Source organism: Paenibacillus nuruki (assembly GCF_001721045.1).
Lineage (GTDB): Bacteria > Bacillota > Bacilli > Paenibacillales > Paenibacillaceae > Saccharibacillus > Saccharibacillus nuruki.
The window spans coordinates 116,464-139,727 of record NZ_MDER01000043.1; the positions used below are offsets into that span (position 1 = coordinate 116,464).

The following is a 23,264-nucleotide window of genomic DNA, read 5'->3' on the forward strand; positions in this document are numbered from 1 at the left end:
GTATATAAATGTCGACCAAAACCGTTATAAAAAAAGTAAATGAGCATGTTGAACAGACTGTCACGATTGGCGCATGGATCAACAATAAGCGCTCTAGCGGTAAAATCCAGTTTTTACAATTACGTGATGGTACGGGTTATATTCAAGGCGTTGTTGTAAAAAGCGAAGTATCTGAAGAATTGTGGAATGATGCTAAAAGCTTAACGCAAGAAAGTTCTTTGTATGTAACAGGAATCATTCGCGAAGAACCACGTAGTAAGTCTGGATATGAAATGACTGTTACAGGGATTGAAATTATCCATTTGACTGAAAACTATCCGATTACACCTAAAGAGCATGGTACAGATTTCTTGATGGATCATCGTCATCTATGGTTACGTTCTAACAGACAACGTGCTGTTATGGTGATTCGTGCAGAAATTATTCGTGCAGTACAAGAATTTTTCAACGACAATGGATTTACCAAAGTCGATCCGCCAATCTTAACTCCATCTGCGGCAGAAGATTCTACAGAATTGTTCCATATCAAATACTTTGATGAAGATGCTTATCTTACTCAAAGTGGACAGTTGTACATGGAAGCAGCAGCAATGGCGTTGGGTAAAGTGTATTCATTTGGTCCTACATTCCGTGCAGAGAAATCCAAAACACGTCGTCACTTGATCGAGTTCTGGATGATTGAGCCTGAAATGGCATTTACAGATCATGAAGAAAGCTTGCGTGTACAAGAACAGTTTGTAGCTTATGTGGTACAATCGGTACTTAAAAATTGTCGTACTGAATTGGAAACGTTGGAGCGTGATATTTCTAAATTAGAAAATATTCAAGCGCCATTCCCACGTATTTCATATGATGAAGCGATTGAATTCTTAAAAGGTAAAGATTTTGATATTCCTTGGGGTAATGACTTTGGTGCGCCACATGAGACAGCGATTGCTGAAGCGTATGACAAGCCTGTATTTATTACCAACTATCCTAAAGATATCAAAGCTTTCTATATGAAACCTGATCCTGAACGTCCTGAAGTGGTATTGTGTGCGGATATGATCGCACCTGAAGGATATGGAGAGATTATTGGTGGATCACAACGTATTGACGATCCAGAGCTAATGAAGCAGCGTTTTGAAGAACATAACCTGACTGAAGAAGCTTATAAATGGTATCTTGATCTACGTACTTACGGAAGCGTACCGCATTCTGGCTTCGGTCTAGGTCTAGAGCGTACGGTAGCATGGATTTGTGGATTGGATCATGTCCGTGAAACCATTGCATTCCCACGTATGTTGTACCGTCTATACCCTTAGTCTCTGCGTAGGATGATGTCTAATCGTAGAGCAATAGAAAGGGTGAATCACATGGGCGGAGAACAATGGAAGTCCTGGTCTAAAGGTGCTGCCTTTGCTTTGGGCTTGCAGACGGCGAATGTGCCTTATGCATTGCTCAAATATTATCAGGCATTAGATCTGGATGATGCGGAAGCAATGTTGCTCATTCAAATTCTATCTTTTCGACAAGTTGAAAATAATGAATTCCCGACACTTGAAGAACTACAATGGAGAACAGGAGCAGATGCTTCTCTGATCGCTACTCGTATCCAGAAGTTAATGAAGTCAGGGTTTGTATTAATTGAAGATGAAGAAGACCCGTTAACAGGCATTCGCTATGAGCGCTATGATCTAAGCGGATTGTATGAGAAACTGGGCACTGTACTGGCTACAGAGCAGCAGGATATGATTGATTCTTCAGAAGTCTTACCTGAACCTGTCAAACCGATGTCCAAAGCAGATAAGCAAGCAGAGAATGAGCGCAACCTTTTTATTATTTTTGAAAAAGAATTTGCTCGTCCGTTATCTCCAATGGAATGCGAAACGATCTCCAGTTGGATCGATCAGGATCGGTATGCTGAAGAATTGATTTTAATGGCGCTCAAAGAAGCTGTATTTGCAGGTAAGCTTCATTTTAGATACATTGATCGTATTTTACTGGAATGGAATCGCAACCGTGTACGTACAGTAGAAGACGCTAGAGCACACACACAGAAATTCCGTCAACGATAAGTTGGTAGGATCTGTTTCATGGCTATTAATAAATAAAGTGTAAAAAACAAAAGGCTGTTTCCTCGATAATATTTGGGGAAGCAGTCTTTTTTGTGTTAGATCTATTTATCTAATGTATAGAGAGATCAAATGCAGAAATTTATGAAATAGAAGAAGAGAAGATTTGTACTCATTTGGATAGATAAAAAGACTACATATTTTAGAAAATATTTGGAGAATCTATATGAACAAAATAGACTCAAAAAGGTAAAAAAGAAGAGTTTCTAAAAACTTTTTAAATATTTTTTTATGCTCAAAATCTTCTTTTTTGGAGTCATTTTGATATAAATCTAAGGAGGAACTAAAAGAAAATATTTAAGGTTATTCATTCAATAAAAAGTATAAATATACATTATCCTATATTTGGAAAAAGGAGTTTGTCTGTAATAAAAGGAGATTGAAAATTATAGCTAGCTAGTTAGGTGTGAGGTATATATAACATGAAGAGTGATGTAGTAGATTGATCGCTAGTATAAATGATAAAAGAGAAATGTGAAAATAAAAACAACTGATTACAGAGTAACCAAGGGATTTACATAGGGTAGCAAACCTAAAAAGGATATTTTTCAAGTGAAATGCAAGAATATAGAGAGGGATTTATAACTTCAAAAGTATTTATATGATAATATTTTTATATAAATAACGCTTGATATGTCAATTAATATAACATCATTACTAAAATGTGTACAGAATATGTACAAAAAAGAAGCAAATCAGAAATGTAAACGGAATGTGAAAAAATATACAGTAAATATTAAAATGGTAAAAAGTTTATGAAAAATGTAAGCGCTAAACTAATTAGGTATGTTTCTATTATGTAGTTACATTTAATTTTGCAAAATATAATAAAAATCATTTCAGTAGGGTTGCAATTTATTTGAAATAGGAGTAAAGTTACTTTTGCCCTGATAAACAAGTACTGAATACTTACAAATACATGACTACTACCTCATAATTATTCATAAGAAGCTAAAGTGGTTAGCGTATAGAGTGATCTAAAATCAACACAAACACGTAACACATAGTAATACAAAATAAAACATTCAATTAGGAGAGATACAAAATGATGAACAGCAAAATTCAAAAAGTATTATTGTCTACAGTAGTAGCAGCAAGTTTGGGAGCAGTATCCGTAGTAGCACCTTTGGGAGCACACCAAGTATCTGCTGCAACTAACGATTCTAACCATCAAAAAAACAAAGACAAAGCAGAAAAACGTGCTGAAAACGCTGCTTACCAAGCTGCTGTATCTGCACAAGTAAATTCAATGTTCGGTTCTTCTAACGAAACAACAACAGCTCCAGAACAAGAAAAAACAGATGCCGCTAAGACACCTGCTACTGAAGCACAAGCTAAAACAAATGTAACTGTAGTTGTTCCACAAGGTGCTAGCCTTACTGAAATCGCTGCTCAATATGGTGTAACTGTAGATGAGTTGATTGCTGCTAACAATCTTCTTCCAGCTGGATACCAATTGACTATTCCGCAAAAATAAGATTTATCCATCTGATCGGCCAAGAGCATAGGATAGAAAAATACCAATAAAGATATACATGAAGCCATCTACTGCCATAGATGGTTTCTATTATGGTATTTCTTATACGAAATGCAACATATTCAAGTGAAGCAATGCAGATCAATTCGTTCATCTGTACGCTTGTTGTTAATTTATAATCAGTATACGGGTATTTGTGATGAAGGGCAACAACAAATTGTGTTTTACATACAAAAAAAGCTGACATTAACTATAATGTCAGCTTTTTTGTACGTTTTTTTCAAATATTTCCAAAATGATAACGCTTCATTTAAGAAAAATGACCCTAATATTGATTTTTATATCTTCAAACACGAACGGATTACATGTAAGAGAGAGATTAATTTCGTCTATAAGAGTAAATCATCTAATCCTATAGACGAAATCATCACTTCATCGATCTTTTAAAAGGCACAAAGACCCTTTTTATTTTCTTAGTAGCAAATCACGATAGATATACTCAAAAATAAACTCAAATGCTTCTAGATGGCGTTTGGCTTCAAATGCGTTTTGACCCCAAGCATAGATACCATGTCCACGTAACAGAATACCTGGAATCGATTGATTTAACACACCCGATACCAATTCGGCAATTTTAGGAATTTCAGCATAGTTAGGAAGAACAGGGATCGTAATCGCAGCATTTTCTTCCCAGATATTGAATGCTTTTATTAATTCTAATCCTTGAATCGGCACTTCACCTTGTTCACCAAAATATTCGCTTACTAGATTATTGAATACGGTGTGTACATGGAATACGGCACCACAACCGGTTTCACGATAGATTTCGCAATGAATTAATGTCTCTGCACTAGGTTTTAGCCCGGTAGTCTCACAAGGACGACCATCTTGATCTACAAATAAGAAATCAGACGGTGTGCTTACTGATTTGTCTTTACCACTTGCTGTAATGGCAAAATGGAAGTTCTCAGGCGTGTAGTCGCCTACACGAAGCGATAAGTTACCGCTTGTACCTGGGAACCAATGTCTTGCAGCGAATTGCTCTTTGATGCCACTTAGCTCTTGTAATGCCGCTTGCTTATGCTCTAAAGGAATATTAACAAAACTCATGAATGTATCGCTCCTATTCGTTGTCCAAAATCTGAAATAATATCATGGAAAGTATGGAAAGGTACATGATAAACCCCTAGTTCTACACATTTGTCTGTTAAGACAGAGCGTGAGTAGACCAGATCAGCAATCTTAGCTCCTTCAAAATCAGTTAAGCTATCTCCAATAAGGATACGCTCATATTGATCCGGTGAAAATTGACGCATAACCGTCGTTTTACACATTCCGCAATCATTTTGACAATGTTCATCACAAGGATGAGTCCATACAATCTCAATATGTTCACCACTAAAGTCAGCACCGTTACAGAAAATATGATCTTCTGCAATATCAAAAGGAGCTAATAATGGTTTTAAGAAAAAGTCGATTCCACCGCTGGTCACATAAAAAGGAATTTGGTGGCGATGAACTAAAGCTAGAAAATCGCTAAATCCTTCACGAATACCGGCTGTATTCATCACATAATCCACAATTTCTTGCTTTTGTGAAGAAGGCAGTAGTGCAAACATTTTGCCTACACCATCACGAATCGAACGTTGACCTCCGACGACTTCATTCATAATCTTTTCATATCCAGGAGGAGAGAAATGTTTCATAATCGCAACAATATTGTCGGAATTGGTAATCGTACCATCAAAATCACAAAAAATAATCGGTTGTTTACTTACACTCATCGTTCTCCACCCCAAAGTTCTAATGCTTGTCTAAGTTCTTGATGTCCTTGAGCGGCATGATCAGCAAGTGAAGTACCTGCCAAGGCAGCATCTATAGCTTGTTGGAAAGCTCTACCACCCGCGCTAGCACCTTCGGGATGACCGTGAATACCGCCACCAGCATTAATAATTACCTGATGACCAAAGTCTTTCAGAATCAACGGTACAAGCCCTGGATGAATACCAGCCGAAGGTACAGGGAAGCTATGCTGGAAAGGCAAGGCTGGGGATACCAGTTGCTCCCGAATCGCCATATTTTCTGCTTTAGGCATAACTACTGAGCCATAAGGAGAAGGGAATAATACAAGATCAGCACCCGCAATACGCATTAATTGACCCAGTAACACCGAAGCCGAAATCCCATAATAAGGCGATGGGTAATAAGCGCCTGCAAGCGATGGATGTGCCATAATTGGAATATTGATCTCAGGATCGCGTGCCAGTTCATGAAGCACATCGTATCCATAAGCTAATACATTAAGAAGTAGAGCATTGGCTCCTGAATCGATTGCTTTTTTGGCTTGTTCTTTTAATTTAAAAGTATGCCCCGTTAGATTAGCAGCATACAGTACTTTTTTGCCTGTTTGTGCTTGTACATCATCGGCAGCTTTACGACAAGCAGCCACACGTTTTTCGATCGGTGTTAATTCATTTTCAAATAAAATTTCATCGTCTTTAATTAGATCCACGCCACCTAGAGCTTGTGCTGTAAATTGACGTGTTAATTCATCCAGATCATGACCGATCACTGATTTGAAAATACTCATTAATAACGGACGTTCAGGAACATCTAGAATATCACGTACCCCTTGGATGCCAAATTTAGGGCCTGTAAAAGAACTTAAAAACGTATCTGAGAATTGTAAGTTGGTTAATTTGATCTGACCATCCATCGAAATTTTACCAAATACCGTAATCAATAATGCAGGAATATCGGAACTGAAGTTAGCATCAGGGTAAGCGATCTGGATATCCGCATAACGCTCACCTTGTTCGGATTCATTCACCTCAACAGAAATGACTTCACCTAGATGCTTTTTCATAGATTCTTGCTTGGCGGCAGGTAATTCGGTCCAGCTACCGACCGTCATCCCAATTGCAATTGAAGAAGCTTTTTTATGAAAATCAGCTTGGCTATCATAACAACGATAAGAAGCTATACAATAACTCATGAATTGTCCTCCTTGAGTGCAGCACCCATCTCACGAGAACGTTCTGCACAGCGTTCTACACCACGTACAATCGTGTCTTGCATATGTGCATCTTCAAATACTTTAATCGCCGCTGCGGTTGATCCATTAGGAGAAGTAACTTTGGCACGCAGAGCAGCAGGTTCTTCACCGGTTTGTTGTACCATATGAGAAGCACCAATTACAGTCTGAATCGTAAGTTCACGTGCTTGCTCAGCAGATAATCCGCCTTCGATTCCTGCACGAATCATCGATTCCATCACATAATAAATATAAGCAGGGCCACTTCCTGAAATACCGGTCAACGTTTCCATTTGAGATTCTTCGATCTCGGTTACCGTACCGACAGCTTCAAATAGATGATGAACTAATTGACGTTGTTCCAGACTTACTTCTTCCGAAAAGACTAGACCTGTGGCTCCAAGTCCGATACTACTTGAAGTATTGGGCATGGTACGTGCTACAGGTTGCTTGCGACCGAGTAAGTGCTGAATCGTACCTACTTCCAAACCTGCAATTACAGAAACAATCAATTGATCTTCTGTCAAAGTAGGTCCTAACTGACGAAGTGCATGAGCTGCATCGACAGGTTTCATCGCTAGTACAATCACTTTGGCTTGTTGCAAAGCGGCTGTACGTGTTGATTCTTCTCCAGCGACAGCAACACCGTAACGTTGTACTAAATAATCTAAACGTTCCTTATTTCCACGGTTTAGCATCGTTACATGAGCAGGAACCACAACAGCTCGATTCACTAACCCTCGTAAAATTGCTTCTGCCATAGATCCTGATCCATAAAAACAAAGAGGTTCTGTTATTAACGTTTGTAAAGATTGAGGGTGACTCATCATTTTCATCCTTTCAAGCACTTGGTATTACAAGCGCTACATCTTCTAGTTAAATCAAATATGATTTTTGCAGAGCAAAATATCTTTTATGAACCTATGATTCATATTTATATTATTGACGAATTTGACCATTTCCGTAAATACGATATTTGGTCGAAGTGAGCGCAGGTAATCCCATAGGACCGCGTGCATGTAGTTTCTGTGTACTGATGCCAATTTCAGCCCCGAATCCGAATTCGAATCCATCAGTAAAACGAGTAGAAGCATTGTGGTACACAGCAGCGGCATCGACTTCCTGCATAAAGCGTTTGGCATTATTCTCATCAGCGGTAACGATACATTCCGAGTGCATCGTGCCATAAGTCGCAATATGTTGCAATGCTTCATCCAGATTAGCTACAATTTTGATATTCAAAATATAGTCATTATATTCGGTAGCATAATCTTGTTCAGTCACTTCTTTTGCCCATGGAATCAATTGACGTGTTCCTGCGCAACCCCGAATTTCTACCTGATCCTCACGTAAAGCTTCAGCAAGTGCGATAAAAGCAGTCTGGTCATAGTCTGTATGCACCAAAAGTGTTTCCATCGAATTACAGACGGAAGGACGCTGTACTTTAGCATTGATCGCTATGTCTAATGCCATCTGATGATCTGCTGTAGCATCAATAAAGGTATGGCAGATGCCTGCTCCCGTCTCAATCACAGGAACAGTTGAATTTTGAACCACATTTTGGATTAAAGAATGACCACCACGTGGAATAATAACATCGATAATACCATTCAGCTTCATCATTTCATTGACAGAAGCACGATCTGCATCTTCGATCAGTTGTAAGGCATCACGTGGAATAGCAGATTGTTCAAGCGCTTGATGAAGCACTTCAACCATTTTACGATTAGAAGAAAGGGCAGCAGAACCACCACGTAGAACAACAGCATTACCAGTTTTGAGAGATAATCCTGCCGCATCGACAGTGACATTTGGACGAGCTTCATAGATAATTCCGATCACTCCAATAGGGACACGAAGCTTCTCGATAATCAATCCATTAGGACGTTCTAACGTTTCCAAAAGATCACCTACAGGATCATCCAGATCAGCGATTTGACGTAGAGCAGAAGCAATTCCTTCAATACGTACGCTATCCAGACGTAGGCGGTCTAACATCGATTCCGATGTTCCTTGTGCCCGTCCACGTTCTAAATCTTCGATATTGGCTGTAATAATCTCATCTGTATGAGAGATGAGCGCTTTGGCCATGATCAATAACGCTTCATTTTTGTGATCAGTAGATAATGCACCTAGTCTAGTCGAAGCTTGTTTGGCAAGAGTGGACTTGTGTAATACTTCACTCATAATAAAAAACCTCCTCTATCCTAATAAGTTAAAGTATAAATCAAATATTATAATGAAACCCATTCATCCCGATGGACAGCTTCTAAGCGGTGGATATCTTCAATACCTAATCGCTTCGATACCTCAGAGCTAGGTAGACCACAGATTAATTGTAATTGATCATGATCATAATTGACGATACCCCGCCCTAGTACTTCACGCTGGAGATTCACCACTTCAATCACATCTCCGGCATGGAATTGACCTTCCACTTGCTTAATCCCAACAGGTAATAGACTACGATATTCGCGAGTCAATGCTTGAGCTGCACCATCATCAACAATAAGGGTGCCCAGTGGAGTAGATAAGAAGCCAAGCCATTGCTTTTTAATCGAAAGTGCAGAGACATGCGTCACAAAATACGTTCCTTTACCATGATGATCAATCGCTGCTTTGAGATCACCAACTTCACGTACACGACCAACGAATACAGGTACACCGCCACGAGTGGCTATTTTGGCGGCATCAATCTTAGAACGCATACCACCTGTACCTACCGCAGAACCCGAACCTCCAGCAACCGCATAGATTTCATCGGTAATCTCATCAATGCGATCATATCGCTTAGCCGTTGGATCATGACGGGGATCAGCACTATACAATCCTTCCATGTCCGTTAGAATAATCAATTGCGAAGCACGTGCTAGATTAGCAACCAGCGCAGATAATGTATCATTATCACCGAATTTCAATTCATCGACAGATACCGTATCATTTTCATTGAAAATAGGAATAACCCCTTGCTTCAGCAATTCTTCAATAGTCATGGTTGCATTGCCTGTTCGTTTCCGATTATTAAAATCACTGCGGGTTAATAATACCTGTCCACTAACTATGCCATGACGTGCAAAAGCTTGTTGATAATCACGCATCAGCAGGGCTTGACCGACCGAAGCGGCGGCTTGCTTTTCATGTAATAACTTGGGACGTGAAGGATAGCCTATTTCTCTAAATCCTGCGGCTACAGCTCCCGAGGTGACCAAAAGCACAGAGTACCCTGCACGCTGTAACGAGGCGATCTCATCTGCAAAAAAATCAACAGCTTGATGATCAAGTCCTCCTTGTGGTCCGGTTAGCGAGCTGCTCCCAATCTTGACAACAATACGCTGATTTGACAATATGTTCACTCCTTTATAACTGCCTATCCATTTCTATATTTAGTTAGAATATAAACAAAAAAGACTTTCATCCTCTACATCAACATACAATGCAAAGGACGAAAGTCTGAGCTCCCGCGGTACCACCTTTATTGACAGAATCTATCGTTCTGTCCGGCTTAAATATCCAAGATAACGGTAGGTATCCGTTCAGCGTTATAGGCGCTAAAAGTTCGGGGGTAGGTTCGGTAAGAGCTGGTGGCGAATCCTTTCAGCCGCTGGGATTCACTCTCTATACACACCGCAGGTTTACGTACTGTTCCCGTCATCACAATCATTCGTATCCATAGCGTATCAATGAAGCTTACGCTAACTGTTTGTTGCAAACTAGAATAGCATGATCAAGCGCTTTTGCCAAGCACCGCATCACTTACTTGAATAATCCTAGCTTGCCAATACGGCGTACCGCTTCTTGCAACCGTTCTTCAGAAGTGAGTAGACCGATACGTACATACCCTTCACCTTTGGTTCCGAAGCCAACTCCTGGTGCTACAGCGACATGTGCTTTTTCTAGCAATAAAGTGGCAAATTCTTCTGAACCCATGCCGTTAGGTGTAGGCAACCAGGCGAAGAAAGAACCTTTAGGTGCTTGAGCTTCCCAACCGATTTTTTCCAATTCAGCAAAAAAAGCATTTCGGCGAGATTCATAGGTAGCTACCAGATCAGTCACACATTGTTGTGACTCTGTTAAAGCTTTGGCTGCCGCTGCTTGAATACCTCCAAACAAACTCACATACACATGATCTTGCATTAAGTTGATCAGACGAATGATTTCTTTATTTCCTAGAGCAAAAGCAACACGCCAGCCAGCCATATTATACGTTTTGGATAACGTATAGAACTCAACGCCGACTTCTTTGGCACCCGGAATCTGTAAAAAGCTCACCGGTTGTTCTCCGTCAAATCCTATCGCTCCATAAGCAAAATCGCTAGCAACAACAATATTATGCTTAGCTGCAAATTGTACTGTTTCTTCATAGAAAGAGTAAGGAGCTGTCGCTGATGTAGGGTTGTTCGGATAATTTAGAAACATCAACTTGGCTTTCTCTAATATTTCGGGTGCAATTGCATTATAATCCGGTAAGTATTTATTTTCTTCTGTCAAAGGCATAAAGGACATCTCTGCACCAGATAGTGCAACACCAGACCAGTAATCAGGATACCCCGGATCAGGAACAAGACATACATCCCCTTGTTCAAGCATAATTTGGCTAATTTCGATCAGACCTGTTTTGCCACCGAATAAAATAGCAACTTCTGTCTCAGGATCAAGATCGACATTATAATCTTCTTTATAACGTTGTGCCGCCGCTTCTTTGAGAAAAGAATAACCGGAAAAAGGCGAGTACTTATGATATTGTGGATTTCCAGCGGCTTCACGTAATTCTTCTACAATATGTGGAGGGGTTGGTTGATCAGGATTTCCTTGCCCCAAGTTAATAACATCATGCCCTGCGGCAACCTGACGATTAACATTTTGAACAAGCTTGGCAAAAAATTGTTCAGGCAGTTGATTCATGACACTGGCAGGTTGTATTGATATACTTGGTAATTCATTTGTATTTGAGTTTGAGTTTGAAGAAGTAGTCATCGTTATCACTCCGTATCCGCTAAATTCATGGTATGATTGTTAAAATTTAAAAAAACCTCAAGTGTTCCTAATCTATCATGATTTTTCCGATCAGTATACAGGAGATTTAAGGGAATCGAAAGTCAGAAGGGTTCGTTGCCCATTCTATATTACTGATTCTATATAGAGGATATCCAAAATAATAAACTCATGCTACATTAAAACTAGCTTAGATTCAGCTAGCTACTCAAGCTGTGATAAAGGGGATTATAACCAATGAATAAGACACGTCAATTACATATTGCTTTGATTCAAATGGATATTGAGCTTGCGAATCCTACAGTTAATCAACAACGTGCTGAACAATGGATTACACAAGCGATGAGTGCGGCGCCAAGACCCGATGTAATCGTACTTCCTGAAATGTGGAATACCGGTTACGCTCTCGATCGCTTAGAAGGATTAGCTGAACGTGAAAATGGCAAGCTGACCGCATGGATGAGCCAAATCGCTAAGCAACATCAGATTGTACTGGTAGGAGGTTCGATATCAGAACAACGGGAAAGTGGTTTTTACAATACATTATATGTGTATGGAGCAGATGGCGAGCGTACTGCCAAATACGATAAAATTCATTTGTTCAAATTGATGAACGAAGAGAAATTTATGCAACCGGGTGAGGAGAAAGCATTATTTCCTCTACATGATGTGACGGCTGCCGCTTCGATTTGTTATGATCTTCGCTTTCCCGAGTTAGCACGCAGTCTAGCTCTAGCCGGTGCACAGATCTGGTTCGTGCCTGCGGAATGGCCTCATCCACGTATGCATCATTGGCGTACACTACTGACTGCACGTGCGATTGAGAATCAAATGTATGTCGTGGCTTGCAATCGAGTCGGACGGGACGAGAAAAGTGAATTTTTCGGACATTCGATGATTATTGATCCTTGGGGTGAAGTATTAGCTGAAGGGGATGAAGTAGAAGGAATCATTAGTGCGACGATAGATCTTGATCTAGCAGATGAAGTACGTGGGCGTATTCCTGTATTTGCAGATCGCCGTCCTGAATTATATATTCATGAACAAAAGTAAAACAGCATACGAGGTAACACATAGATTCTACACAAGCGGAAATAATACAGCATATATCATGTGCTATTATTTCCGCTTTTTTATGCTGTCATTTAGAAAGAGTAGATGAGCATACAAATGAACGATCTCGCACAAAAGAAGAAAACAATCCTAATTTAAATTTTTTAACTTACTAAAAGTTAGTTAGTTCGGTGTTCAGCAACATTCTTCCCTAAAGGTCTTTTGTTATTGTGCAAACTGTTTATAATAAAGATATACAACACGAGCTTACAACTTAGACATTCATACACGTAATTAGTTTAACTTAAAGATATTTCAAATAAGGTCATTCAAAAATCATTTAAAATCAAAATTAAAAAAATGAATTAACAAAAAGGAGATTATTATTATGACACTTCGCACAGCAGGTATTCACCACATCACTTCTTTCGTATCTGATCCACAACGTAATGTTGATTTCTATGCAGGCGTACTTGGATTGCATATGGTTAAAAAAACAATTAACTTTGATGCACCCGATGTATATCATTTGTACTTCGGAGATGCTGGCGGTAGTCCAGGAACGATCGTTACCTTTTTCCCACAACCAGGTGCACGTAAAGGAGCCGTTGGAGCAGGACAACTAGGAATTACAGTATTTGCTGTTCCAACAGGATCACTTGATTTCTGGAAAGAGCGCTTAACTCGATTAGGTATTCGCTTCGAACCGGTTCAACGTTTTGGCGAACAGTTATTGCGATTTGAAGATCATGATGGTCTACGGATCGAATTGGTAGAACGTGAAGGCGGCGCACAGAGTACATGGGAATGGGACGGGATTACGGCTGCCCAAGCGATCAAAGGATTCGGTGGTGGTGTATTATTTAGCGCAGCACCAGCTAAAACATTGCATACAGTAGAGCATGTACTGGGATTAACCAAAATTGCGGAAGAAGATGGATATGTTCGTTTTCAAGCCGATGGAGAGATTGGTAATATTATTGATGTCAATTCTCGCGAATTACCAAGAGGGATTGCTGGAGCAGGAACCGTTCATCATATCGCATGGCGTGCGGCTGACTTTGCAGAGCATGAACTATGGCGTGAACAAGTTGAAGCAGGAGGATTCCAACCTACACCAGTGATTGATCGTCAATATTTCAATGCAGTCTACTTCCGTGAAGAAGGTGGAATCTTATTTGAAATTGCTACAGATCCTCCAGGATTCGCTAATGATGAACCAGCTGATCAATTAGGACAAAAATTAATGTTACCTGAATGGTATGAACCACAACGTGAATTGATCGAAAACAATCTATTACCGATCGAAGTTCGTAAAGTATCAGCTCAATCATAAATAAAGAATGGAGGAATAGAAAATGACACTGACTTTAAAGCATATTTTTAAACAAGGAAGCGATCCTTCACAACCGTTACTCTTATTGTTACATGGTACAGGTGGAACAGAAAATGATTTGATTCCTTTAGCACAACGTCTTGCACCAACAGCTTCGATATTGGGTGTGCGTGGAGCTGTTTTGGAAAATGGAATGCCACGCTTTTTCCGTCGCTTGGCAGAAGGAGTATTCGATGAGCCTGATTTGATTGCTCGTACGCATGAATTGAATACGTTTTTGGATGAAGCCGCAGTCGAGTATGGATTTGATCGTCGCAATATTGTAGCTGTGGGATATTCCAATGGTGCTAATATTGCAGCAAGCTTACTTTTCCATGATAATCAATCGTTAAAAGGAGCTGTTCTGCATCATGCGATGGTTCCACTTCGCAGTGTAACCGTGCCTGATCTTTCAGGTATTCCGATCTTTATGGGTTCAGGTACCAATGATCCGATTATTCCTCGCGCAGAAACAGAAGAATTAGCGAAGTATTTTGTAGATGCACAGGCAAATTTACATCTGCATTGGGAAAATTACGGACACCAATTAACTGCAACCGAAGTGGAAGCAGCGGTACAATGGTATAACCAACAGTTCGTATCCTAAAAGTTCACCATGAATTTCAAAAAAAGGTTAAAAAACGCTTCTGCTGTATTAAACGTAAACCCTTAGATAGATTAGGCTTATCTCAAGGATTGTACGTTAATACATAACAGAAGCGTTTTTTGATGACCGATTATTATGAAATAAAGATGTTACTACGAATATAGCTTACGATTTTTGGTCAGGTACGATACATGAACCATCTACACATACATCGCCTTCAGTGCTATTGATCATTTGTAATGGATGATCTTCTGCCCATACATCTTGCAATGTATTTAGGAAGACTTCTGTCGGTTGTGCTCCAGAGATACCATATTTGTTATTAACAACAAAGAAAGGAACTCCAGTTACACCTAATTGATTCGCTTGTTGTTCATCTTGACGAACTTCTTTGCCCAATTGTTCGCTGTTCAAAAAAGTCTGTGTCTCGGTACGATCCAAGCCTACACGTTCAGCGATATCAAGCAATGTATCATGATCTCCAATATGCAATGAATCTGTAAAATAAGCACGGAATAAAGCTTCGTTCATTTCTGCTTCTTTACCCTGTTTAGCGGCAAATTTGAGTAGACGATGCGCATCAAAGCTGTTGGTTAATACCATCGTATCAAATTGGAAATCTAAACCTTCATTTTTAGCTTGTTGCCATAAGTTAGCGCTGTTTTGCTTCACTTGTTCTAACGTTAAGCCATATTTGTTCATTAACATTTCGTACATATTCATTGGAATATCTTTAGCAGCATTCGGGTCCAACTCAAAGCTACGGAAACTAACTTCTACTTCGTCCCGATTCGGAAATTGTTCTAACGCTTTATTAAGACGTGCTTTGCCGATATAACAAAATGGACATTGATAATCTGACCAAACTTCAATTTTCATAGGTATAATCCTCCAGTAAAATAAATAGAATGCACATTGATAAATATAAATAAAACGATCTATAAGGTGTAATCATGTTAGTTGCACTATCTCCAGTATAAACGCAATCCATTGTTATTAATAGTATTTTTATTACTTTTTGTAATTAAGATATGATTACTATTGTTTTTGCTGTTTTTTTATAGTGGATTGGATTCTAATACATCCTGCTCTAACTGATTTTGTTCGCCCCAATCACACATCATATCCAAAATAGGTATCAAAGATTGCCCCCGTGCAGATAAACGGTATTCTACTTTAGGTGGTACTTGTGGATATTCCGTACGGATGATTAGCTGATCTTGTTCTAATTCTTTTAGTGTAACACTTAACGTTTTGAAAGAAATCGTACCGATCGAGCGCTTGAGTTCATTATAGCGCATCACTTTATTTTCGCCGGCTAACCAGTACATCACGATCATTTTATATTTCCCACCTACCAGTGAGAGGGTGTAGCCAAATCCTGTATCTTTAAGGTCAACGCCTGTCAGACTATAGTTACCGATATGCATAACATACTCTCCTTTAGGTTAGTATCTAACATTAAAGTGCGTACTTTTTTTAAAATGTAATCCACCATACAATGATTGAAGCAACATAAATACGCGTAATCATGATGGAGGTTTATATGAAAACATTAGTTATTGTAACGCATCCCCATATGGAGGATTCTGTGATTAATAAACGTTGGGTCAAAGAACTGGAACAGTATCCAGATCAATTTACTATCCATGAATTGTATAAAGTCTATCCTGACGAAAAAATAAATGTGGAGCAAGAACAAGCACTAGTTGAAGCTCATGATCACATTGTTTTTCAATTTCCATTATACTGGTTTAATTCGCCGCCACTTTTGAAAAAATGGTTGGATGAAGTATTATTATATGGTTGGGCATACGGTTCAACAGGTAAAGTATTTACTGATCGTAAAGTCGCTATTGCAGTAACTGTAGGCGTAAGTGAAGCTGATTATCAACCCGAAGGAAAATATCGTTATACGTTAGAACAAATATTACTTCCTTTTGAAATGACATTCGATTATATTCATGCTTCGTATCAAGGCTTTACCGCTTTCTATAGTGCAGAACACGAATCTACTCCTGTACGTATTGAAGAAAGTATTTCAGGATATATTGATTTTCTGCAAAATCTTTAAAAGAAGAATCTTTTTCGTTAAGAAGATGACTTTCGATGATAAAGTATTTTACGATTCATCAAGTGCTAGTCTTTGTATAAAAATTCAAATGTAGAAATAGGGAGAGACAGTTCATGTCTTCTCCTTATTTTTATTGTTCAGGATTCACTACATTGATCATTGTTTCTTTAAAAGTCTGCACAAAAGCTTCAGCGGCTTTGGAGAGGTAGCGTCCTTTGCGACGTGCAATGACCAGGGTACGGCTTGGAATCGGTTCGGCTAAAGGCAAATAAATTGGTAAAAACTCGCCACGTCGTGCCCGTGCAATATAATGAGGCACAAAAGTAACACCCATTCCAGTAGCAACCAAAGATTGGATCGTCTCAATATTATTACTTTCAAATACCACTTGTGGCTCAAATCCTGCTTCTTTACAGACATCGAATACAATTTTGCGGAATCCTTGTCCTTTTTTGAGTACGATAAATGGTTCATGTTCTAATTCTTTTAATTGTACAGGTCGATGATCACCATTCGCAAAGCGCTGAGCTAAAGGATGATTAGGGGGTACAGCTAGGTCGATCAATTCATCGCCAACGGGTTCATAAGTTAGTGAAGGTTCTGTCAGTGGAAGAGCCAGTAGACTCAAATCAGTTTTACCACTTGCAGTTAACTTTTCCAGATTCAGCGAAGTATCTTCTATTAAGATAACTTCAATCTGCGGATAAGCAGCACGGAAAGCAGGTAATACATGAGGGAGTAAATGTGAACCGGTAATCTGCATACTACCAACCACAACACGTCCACTTTGTAATTGCGAAATATCTGCCATTTCTTGACGTAACTGTTCCACTGCATCAATAATCTTTTGCGCTTGTTCTACAAAATTAGCACCTGCATGAGTTAATTCTACAGTACTGGTATTCCGCTGGAACAGAAGCACCCCTAATTCTTTTTCTAATTTGGATAATTGCTGACTAAGTGAAGGTTGAGCAATATGTAATTTCTCGGCTGCACGTGAAAAGTTACGTTCAGCGGCTATTTGTAACGCATATTGCAATTGTCTAAGTTCCATGTTCAGTTGCTCCTTCGTACATCTATTGTTTTTATACATCTATTTTAATAAAAGTTCACTTATAAGTATAGCCTATAACTTCTATAGTTATTATATCTTGGAACAATATAGCATAGGATGTTATATTAGATTCAATATAAAGCGGTGCTTCATTCTCAGGTCCAAGATTTCATTGCAGCCATCGTAATCTGCTGCAAGAGAATGTTCGCTGACTTAGTCCGAATCTTATGATGGGGTGAAAATAATGAGTAAAAAAACATTGTACGAGAAAATTTGGGATAATCACGTTATTTTTCAACAAGAAAATCAACCGAGTATTTTGTATATTGATCTACACTTAGTACATGAAGTAACGTCTCCGCAAGCATTTGAAGGTTTACGTTTAAGCAATCGTAAAGTACGTCGTCCAGAATTAACGTTTGCAACGATGGATCATAACGTACCGACAACAGATCGTTTTAATATTAAAGATCCAATTTCTAAGCAACAAATTGATACATTAAGTCAGAACTGTGCAGATTTTGGAGTCAAACTATTTGATCTTGATACGATTGATCAAGGGGTTGTCCATGTTATGGGTCCAGAATTGGGTCTAACTCATCCGGGCAAAACAATCGTGTGCGGAGATAGTCATACATCAACTCATGGAGCTTTTGGTGCTCTTGCTTTTGGTATCGGAACCAGTGAAGTAGAACATGTTATGGCAACACAGTGTTTGCAACAATCCAAGTCCAAAACGATGGAAATTCGTTTTAATGGGTCACGCAAACCGGGCGTTACAGCAAAAGATATGATCTTGGGCGTTATCGCCAAATATGGTACTGACTTTGCAACAGGTTATGTATTGGAGTATACAGGTGAAGCGATTCGTGAGTTAACGATGGAAGAACGTATGACTGTATGTAATATGTCCATTGAAGGTGGTGCAAGAGCAGGTCTAATCGCACCAGACGCAACAACGATCGAATATCTTCGTGGTCGCCAATATGTTCCACAAGGCGTAGCATTTGAAGAAGCTGTAGCACGTTGGGAACAGTTAACAACAGATGCAGATGCAGAGTATGATACTGTGCTTGAATTTGATGTCGATGCATTGATTCCACAAGTAACCTGGGGAACAAGTCCGGGTATGGGTACAGATATTACTTCTTCCGTACCGAACCCTGCTGATTTCACGACTGAAAATGAACGTAGAGCTGCTGAAAAAGCACTTGAATATATGGATTTGGCTCCGGGTACACCGATGGCTGAAATTCCGGTTGATTATGTATTTATCGGTTCTTGTACCAATGGACGTATTGAAGATTTGCGTGCAGCAGCAGCTGTAGCGAAAGGATATACTGTTTCGGATCGTTTGACAGCTATCGTCGTTCCTGGTTCTGGACGCGTGAAGATTCAAGCGGAAAAAGAAGGTTTGGATGTGGTATTTAAAGAAGCTGGTTTTGAATGGCGTGAAGCAGGATGCAGTATGTGTCTAGCGATGAACCCGGATGTATTACAACCTGGACAACGCTGTGCTTCAACATCGAATCGTAACTTTGAAGGGCGCCAAGGACGTGGTGGACGTACGCATCTAGTTTCTCCAGCAATGGCAGCAGCAGCGGCGATCACAGGACACTTTACCGATGTACGTGACTGGAATTTCAAATCAGAAGTATTGAACTAGGAGAGGGGTAATTATCCATGGAAGAATTTAAACAATTAAACGGGATCGTGGCTCCTGTAGACCGTGTAAATGTCGATACAGATGCTATTATTCCTAAGCAGTTTTTGAAAAGAATCGAACGTACAGGTTTTGGACAATTTCTATTTTACGAATGGCGCTGGGATGAAGCGGGCAATGTGAATCAAGATTTTGAAATGAATAAACCTCGTTACGAAGGAGCTTCTGTACTGGTTTCCCGTGCGAACTTTGGTTGCGGTTCTTCTCGTGAGCATGCACCGTGGGCGATTATGGATTATGGATTCCGTTGTGTTATCGCACCATCATTTGCAGATATTTTCTATAATAACTGCTTCAAAAACGGAATTTTACCTGTCAAATTGTCTGAAGAGCAAGTACAAGACATTTTCCAACGTACAGCCGATCATGAAGGTTACCGTCTAAAAGTAGATTTGGAGAACAAACAATTGTCCGATGATTATGGTCTAACGATTGATTTTGATCTGGATGAGCATCGTCGCCAATTTTTACTTCAAGGGCTGGATGATATCGGACTAACTTTACAACATGAAGCAGATATTACAACCTACGAAAATAATAAAGCTCAGCATTTATTCGTATAATTCTTAAAAAAATGCATAACCCTGTCGATAGTACTTATGACAGCGGGTTGTGCATTTTTATTTTGTTAAAATCGCCTTGAATTTTAAGGTTACATTGACGTAACATTTTTAAATTTAAGGAAAGGTCGCGTTCATTCTGTTAAGATTGTAAAAGACTCGCAACTTTTGACCAAGTTGAGCGTCTAAACAATCGTCGGGTTGTATGTGAAAACCGGTAGGAGCCGTACAAGAAGTTCGGTAATAAAAAACGGGAATGGTAGGGGTGAAGAATGAAGAAATTTGCTTTTTTGTTATTTTTGTTTGCGTTTATGTGGTCCTTTCCCCACATCGGTGATGCTGCCACGAACACACGTGTTGTATTAAATGGACAGCAACTTAGTATTCCAGAAGAAGTACAGAATATGGATGGTTCGGTGATGGTGCCGATTCGTGTGATTTCTCAGGAACTGGGTTATCAAGTAACCTGGAATCAAGATGATGGTAAGGTTGCGATTGATGGCGAAGGTAAATCAATCACATTGAATATTGGCAAAAAATCGGCTTCTGTCGATAACCAAACGTATACGCTGAATACAGCACCGGTTGTTCAAAATGGTACTACATTAGTACCCATTCGTCTGGTTAGTGAACAGATGGGGATCAAAGTAAACTGGAATAACAGCGACAAAATTGTCACGTTGGCAACAACAGGCACGAGCACCGGCGGAGGAACGACTTCGGAATCAGGATCAAACGCCGAGAACGGTCTTGCACTGGTGAACGGTATTAGTTTTAGTGAAAGCCGCTTATTGGTTACACTGGACAAAAACGTAACACCAAAAGTATCCAAAATGGATTCACCGAATCGAATCGTTATTGATCTGCCTAATTCTGACTTTGGTGGCGGCTTTGCTCAAGGTCAATCTGCAAGTGCAGGACAAATTCAAACACTGGCTGTAGAGAACAATGATAAAGTTTCTCAAATCCGTTACTCACAGTACAGTACAGATCCATCTTCTATTCGAATTGTAATTGATTTGAACAATAAGCAGAATTACGAAGTCTTTAACGAAGGTGACGGATTGTTAATTGTCGATCTAACACCGGATAACGGAACCAAACCTACACCTCCAACAAGCACAGAAGGAACAACACAACCTGGATCTGCTGTAGGGAACTCCGGTAAAAAAGTAGTCGTAATTGATGCAGGACATGGATATCAAGATCCAGGAGCTGTTGGTTCTGTAAGTACAGAGAAAGCTTTGAATCTTGCTGTAGCCCTTAAAGTAGAAGCTATTCTTAAACAAGATCCAAATATTGATGTAGTACTTACACGTTCTGATGATACGTTCCTTGAACTGAAACAACGTGTGAAAGTAGCAGAGAAGCTAAATGCTGATCTATTTGTCTCTATTCACGCGAACAGCAGTAGTTCTTCTGCGGCTTCCGGTACAGAAACGTATTACCAACGCAGTAATAGTAAAAAGCTAGCACAGACGATTCACAAGTATCTGGTTGCAGCTACAGGTTTTAAAAATCGTGGCGTTCAATATGGTAATTTCCATGTTATTCGTGAAACGACAATGCCTGCGGTACTACTAGAAGTTGGATTTATCAGTAACAAATCGGAAGAATCCAAAATGAACGATGCATCCAGACAACAAGCTGTTGCTGAAGGGGTCGTTAAAGGAATCAAAGAATATTTAGGGGTATCCTAAAAGAAAATACATGTGTACAAAAAGATCAGTCTTATCTATATTTTAAATAGATGACTGATCTTTTGTTTTGGAAAAAAAGCAAATCCTTGATAACTTTTAACGATTTGTTGACGTAAGTAAAAAATTACTGAAAATTCATGTAAACGATGCGTGCAATTCGTCACAGAACATGTTAAGATACGAATTGTATTGTCATTGAAGATTGGGTACGAGATCTAATGCTAGACGCAGCAATCCCTATCATGCAGGTACAGTGAGACGATACCGTCTGAGTCGCGGAAAATGCCGTGGACAGGCGGTTTTTTGCAGGAGGAATACTAATGAATGCCACTACAGTGAGACATATTTTAGATACCATCGCTGGCATGTTCCCAGATGCGCACTGCGAACTTAATCATAACAATGCGTTTGAACTGACGATTGCTGTACTGCTATCGGCACAATGCACAGATGCAACAGTCAACAAGGTGACGGCAGATTTATTTCAGAAATATCACACACCACAGGATTATATCTCTGTACCTCTTGAAGAATTGGAACAAGATATACGGCGTATTGGATTGTATCGCAACAAAGCGAAGCATATCCAGAACCTATGCCAGATTCTGATTGAACAATATGGTGGAGAAGTGCCTGGTGAACATGACCTGCTTGTACAGCTCCCAGGAGTTGGACGTAAGACAGCGAATGTGGTCGTATCCAATGCATTTGATGTGCCGGCTTTTGCAGTAGATACTCATGTTGAACGTGTATCCAAAAGGCTAGGACTCGCAAACTGGAAAGACAATGTGACTGAAGTGGAAAACAAGCTGAACAAGCGTGTACCTCGAGAGGAATGGACGATTAGTCATCATCGTTTTATCTTTTTCGGACGGTATCATTGCAAAGCTCAAAATCCTGCTTGTCAGGTATGTCCACTACTGGACATTTGTCGTGAAGGCAAAAAAAGAATGAAAACGTCTTTAGTGATCAAAGAGAAAAAGGTCAAACCCAAAATCTCAAAATCAGTAAAGAAAAACAACACTACAACATAAAAAGAGGTCGAACGTTATGAAATGCATTTCTGTGTATACTGATAATTTTGAACAATTTTCTGATATCTTTGAGCAAGTGGTAGCAGAGGAATTGGCTGAAAACGAAGAAAAAGAAGTTGACGGTATTACAGTTAACTATTCTGGTGATGTACCTGATTATTATATCGAGCGTATGGCACAAAAGCGTGATGTTGTTGTTATGAAAGACAAAGGTAAAGGTATTACTATTTTACAACATGGTAAATTATTCGAAATTCTAGTACCTGTTGCTGAAACAGAAGCTAGCGTTATCTAATTGTACGGATAACATTATAGTAGAACATAAGGCTTTTTATGAATACATGTATATATCTGTGAGTCAGGTATATAGAAGCTATTCATAAAAAGCCTTTTTTGTAGGTATAGATCAAGTGAATAATCCAATAGTTACATCCAGTGGGTCACAGTGGTACAATATCAGAAAAGTG

General features: G+C 39.4%; 22 protein-coding genes and 1 other annotated feature. Of the genes, 12 read left to right on the forward strand and 10 right to left on the reverse strand.

All coding sequences use genetic code 11. From position 1 onward, the window contains the following. The first annotated feature begins 8 nt into the window (after positions 1-8). From asnS to PTI45_RS12700, 3 genes are all read left to right on the forward strand, one after another. The gene (gene asnS / locus PTI45_RS12690) at positions 9-1,304 is read left to right on the forward strand and encodes an asparagine--tRNA ligase (RefSeq protein WP_069327957.1); all 1,296 of its coding nucleotides are present in this window, start codon (positions 9-11) and stop codon (positions 1,302-1,304) included. A gap of 51 nt (positions 1,305-1,355) precedes the next feature. Beyond that, the gene (locus tag PTI45_RS12695; RefSeq protein ID WP_069327958.1) at positions 1,356-2,057 is read left to right on the forward strand and encodes a DnaD domain-containing protein; all 702 of its coding nucleotides are present in this window, start codon (positions 1,356-1,358) and stop codon (positions 2,055-2,057) included. Positions 2,058-3,159: 1,102 nt separating this feature from the next. Then, positions 3,160-3,591 carry a LysM peptidoglycan-binding domain-containing protein gene (locus PTI45_RS12700; protein ID WP_069327959.1) on the forward strand — a complete coding sequence of 144 codons (432 nt, stop codon included), beginning with the start codon at positions 3,160-3,162 and terminating at the stop codon, positions 3,589-3,591. Positions 3,592-4,056: 465 nt separating this feature from the next. On the opposite strand, the gene mtnB is transcribed toward PTI45_RS12700, so the two are convergent. The 7 genes from mtnB to PTI45_RS12735 form a co-directional block, all read right to left on the reverse strand. Then, positions 4,057-4,701: a methylthioribulose 1-phosphate dehydratase gene (gene mtnB, locus PTI45_RS12705; protein WP_069327960.1), complete on the reverse strand. Its 645-nt coding sequence runs from the start codon at positions 4,699-4,701 to the stop codon at positions 4,057-4,059. Beyond that, on the reverse strand, positions 4,698-5,375 hold the full coding sequence (locus tag PTI45_RS12710) for a 2-hydroxy-3-keto-5-methylthiopentenyl-1-phosphate phosphatase (protein ID WP_069327961.1): 678 nt from the start codon (positions 5,373-5,375) through the stop codon (positions 4,698-4,700). The genes mtnB and PTI45_RS12710 overlap by 4 nt, the downstream gene beginning before the upstream one ends. Next, positions 5,372-6,586 (reverse strand): 2,3-diketo-5-methylthiopentyl-1-phosphate enolase, encoded by a 1,215-nt coding sequence (locus PTI45_RS12715; protein ID WP_069327962.1) that lies wholly within the window; start codon positions 6,584-6,586, stop codon positions 5,372-5,374. The genes PTI45_RS12710 and PTI45_RS12715 overlap by 4 nt, the downstream gene beginning before the upstream one ends. Then, the gene (gene proC, locus PTI45_RS12720; RefSeq protein ID WP_069327989.1) at positions 6,583-7,455 is read right to left on the reverse strand and encodes a pyrroline-5-carboxylate reductase; all 873 of its coding nucleotides are present in this window, start codon (positions 7,453-7,455) and stop codon (positions 6,583-6,585) included. Before proC ends, PTI45_RS12715 begins: the two co-directional genes overlap by 4 nt. Positions 7,456-7,564: 109 nt before the next feature. After that, positions 7,565-8,812: a glutamate-5-semialdehyde dehydrogenase gene (locus PTI45_RS12725; protein ID WP_069327963.1), complete on the reverse strand. Its 1,248-nt coding sequence runs from the start codon at positions 8,810-8,812 to the stop codon at positions 7,565-7,567. Between the two features lie 47 nt (positions 8,813-8,859). Continuing rightward, the gene (gene proB / locus PTI45_RS12730) at positions 8,860-9,996 is read right to left on the reverse strand and encodes a glutamate 5-kinase (RefSeq protein ID WP_342672121.1); all 1,137 of its coding nucleotides are present in this window, start codon (positions 9,994-9,996) and stop codon (positions 8,860-8,862) included. Positions 9,997-10,060: 64 nt separating this feature from the next. Continuing rightward, positions 10,061-10,286: a binding site (T-box leader), on the reverse strand. 92 nt (positions 10,287-10,378) lie between these two features. Continuing rightward, on the reverse strand, positions 10,379-11,599 hold the full coding sequence (locus tag PTI45_RS12735) for a pyridoxal phosphate-dependent aminotransferase (RefSeq protein WP_069327964.1): 1,221 nt from the start codon (positions 11,597-11,599) through the stop codon (positions 10,379-10,381). A gap of 255 nt (positions 11,600-11,854) precedes the next feature. Here PTI45_RS12735 and PTI45_RS12740 point away from each other — a divergent pair, with 255 nt between their 5' ends. The 3 genes from PTI45_RS12740 to PTI45_RS12750 all read left to right on the forward strand — a co-directional run bounded on the left by PTI45_RS12740 (position 11,855) and on the right by PTI45_RS12750 (position 14,652). Further along, a complete protein-coding gene (locus tag PTI45_RS12740; RefSeq protein ID WP_069327965.1) occupies positions 11,855-12,670 on the forward strand; it encodes a carbon-nitrogen family hydrolase in 816 nt (271 codons plus the stop codon). Positions 12,671-13,058: 388 nt separating this feature from the next. After that, positions 13,059-14,006: a ring-cleaving dioxygenase gene (locus PTI45_RS12745; RefSeq protein WP_069327966.1), complete on the forward strand. Its 948-nt coding sequence runs from the start codon at positions 13,059-13,061 to the stop codon at positions 14,004-14,006. A 22-nt stretch (positions 14,007-14,028) separates the two neighbouring features. After that, on the forward strand, positions 14,029-14,652 hold the full coding sequence (locus PTI45_RS12750) for an alpha/beta hydrolase (protein ID WP_069327967.1): 624 nt from the start codon (positions 14,029-14,031) through the stop codon (positions 14,650-14,652). 165 nt (positions 14,653-14,817) lie between these two features. On the opposite strand, the gene PTI45_RS12755 is transcribed toward PTI45_RS12750, so the two are convergent. Beyond that, positions 14,818-15,531, reverse strand: a complete 714-nt coding sequence (locus PTI45_RS12755) for a DsbA family oxidoreductase (protein ID WP_069327968.1) — start codon at positions 15,529-15,531, stop codon at positions 14,818-14,820. 179 nt (positions 15,532-15,710) lie between these two features. Then, positions 15,711-16,082 carry a winged helix-turn-helix transcriptional regulator gene (locus PTI45_RS12760; RefSeq protein ID WP_069327969.1) on the reverse strand — a complete coding sequence of 124 codons (372 nt, stop codon included), beginning with the start codon at positions 16,080-16,082 and terminating at the stop codon, positions 15,711-15,713. A 116-nt stretch (positions 16,083-16,198) separates the two neighbouring features. On the opposite strand from PTI45_RS12760, the gene PTI45_RS12765 reads away from it, so the two are divergent. Beyond that, entirely contained in the window at positions 16,199-16,726 is a 528-nt protein-coding gene (locus tag PTI45_RS12765) for an NAD(P)H-dependent oxidoreductase (RefSeq protein ID WP_069327970.1), read from the forward strand. Between the two features lie 130 nt (positions 16,727-16,856). Here PTI45_RS12765 and PTI45_RS12770 read toward each other — a convergent pair whose 3' ends face one another. Then, the gene (locus PTI45_RS12770) at positions 16,857-17,780 is read right to left on the reverse strand and encodes a LysR family transcriptional regulator (RefSeq protein ID WP_069327971.1); all 924 of its coding nucleotides are present in this window, start codon (positions 17,778-17,780) and stop codon (positions 16,857-16,859) included. Positions 17,781-18,024: 244 nt separating this feature from the next. Between PTI45_RS12770 and leuC the strand changes: the two genes are divergently transcribed. The 5 genes from leuC to PTI45_RS12795 all read left to right on the forward strand — a co-directional run bounded on the left by leuC (position 18,025) and on the right by PTI45_RS12795 (position 23,092). Next, positions 18,025-19,446 (forward strand): 3-isopropylmalate dehydratase large subunit, encoded by a 1,422-nt coding sequence (leuC, locus tag PTI45_RS12775; protein WP_069327972.1) that lies wholly within the window; start codon positions 18,025-18,027, stop codon positions 19,444-19,446. Positions 19,447-19,463: 17 nt separating this feature from the next. After that, positions 19,464-20,066 carry a 3-isopropylmalate dehydratase small subunit gene (gene leuD / locus PTI45_RS12780; protein WP_069327973.1) on the forward strand — a complete coding sequence of 201 codons (603 nt, stop codon included), beginning with the start codon at positions 19,464-19,466 and terminating at the stop codon, positions 20,064-20,066. Between the two features lie 269 nt (positions 20,067-20,335). Next, positions 20,336-21,763: an N-acetylmuramoyl-L-alanine amidase family protein gene (locus tag PTI45_RS12785; protein ID WP_069327974.1), complete on the forward strand. Its 1,428-nt coding sequence runs from the start codon at positions 20,336-20,338 to the stop codon at positions 21,761-21,763. A 320-nt stretch (positions 21,764-22,083) separates the two neighbouring features. Next, on the forward strand, positions 22,084-22,797 hold the full coding sequence (gene nth / locus PTI45_RS12790) for an endonuclease III (RefSeq protein WP_069327975.1): 714 nt from the start codon (positions 22,084-22,086) through the stop codon (positions 22,795-22,797). A gap of 16 nt (positions 22,798-22,813) precedes the next feature. Beyond that, positions 22,814-23,092: an NAD/NADP transhydrogenase alpha subunit gene (locus PTI45_RS12795; protein ID WP_069327976.1), complete on the forward strand. Its 279-nt coding sequence runs from the start codon at positions 22,814-22,816 to the stop codon at positions 23,090-23,092. The last annotated feature ends 172 nt before the right edge of the window (positions 23,093-23,264 follow it).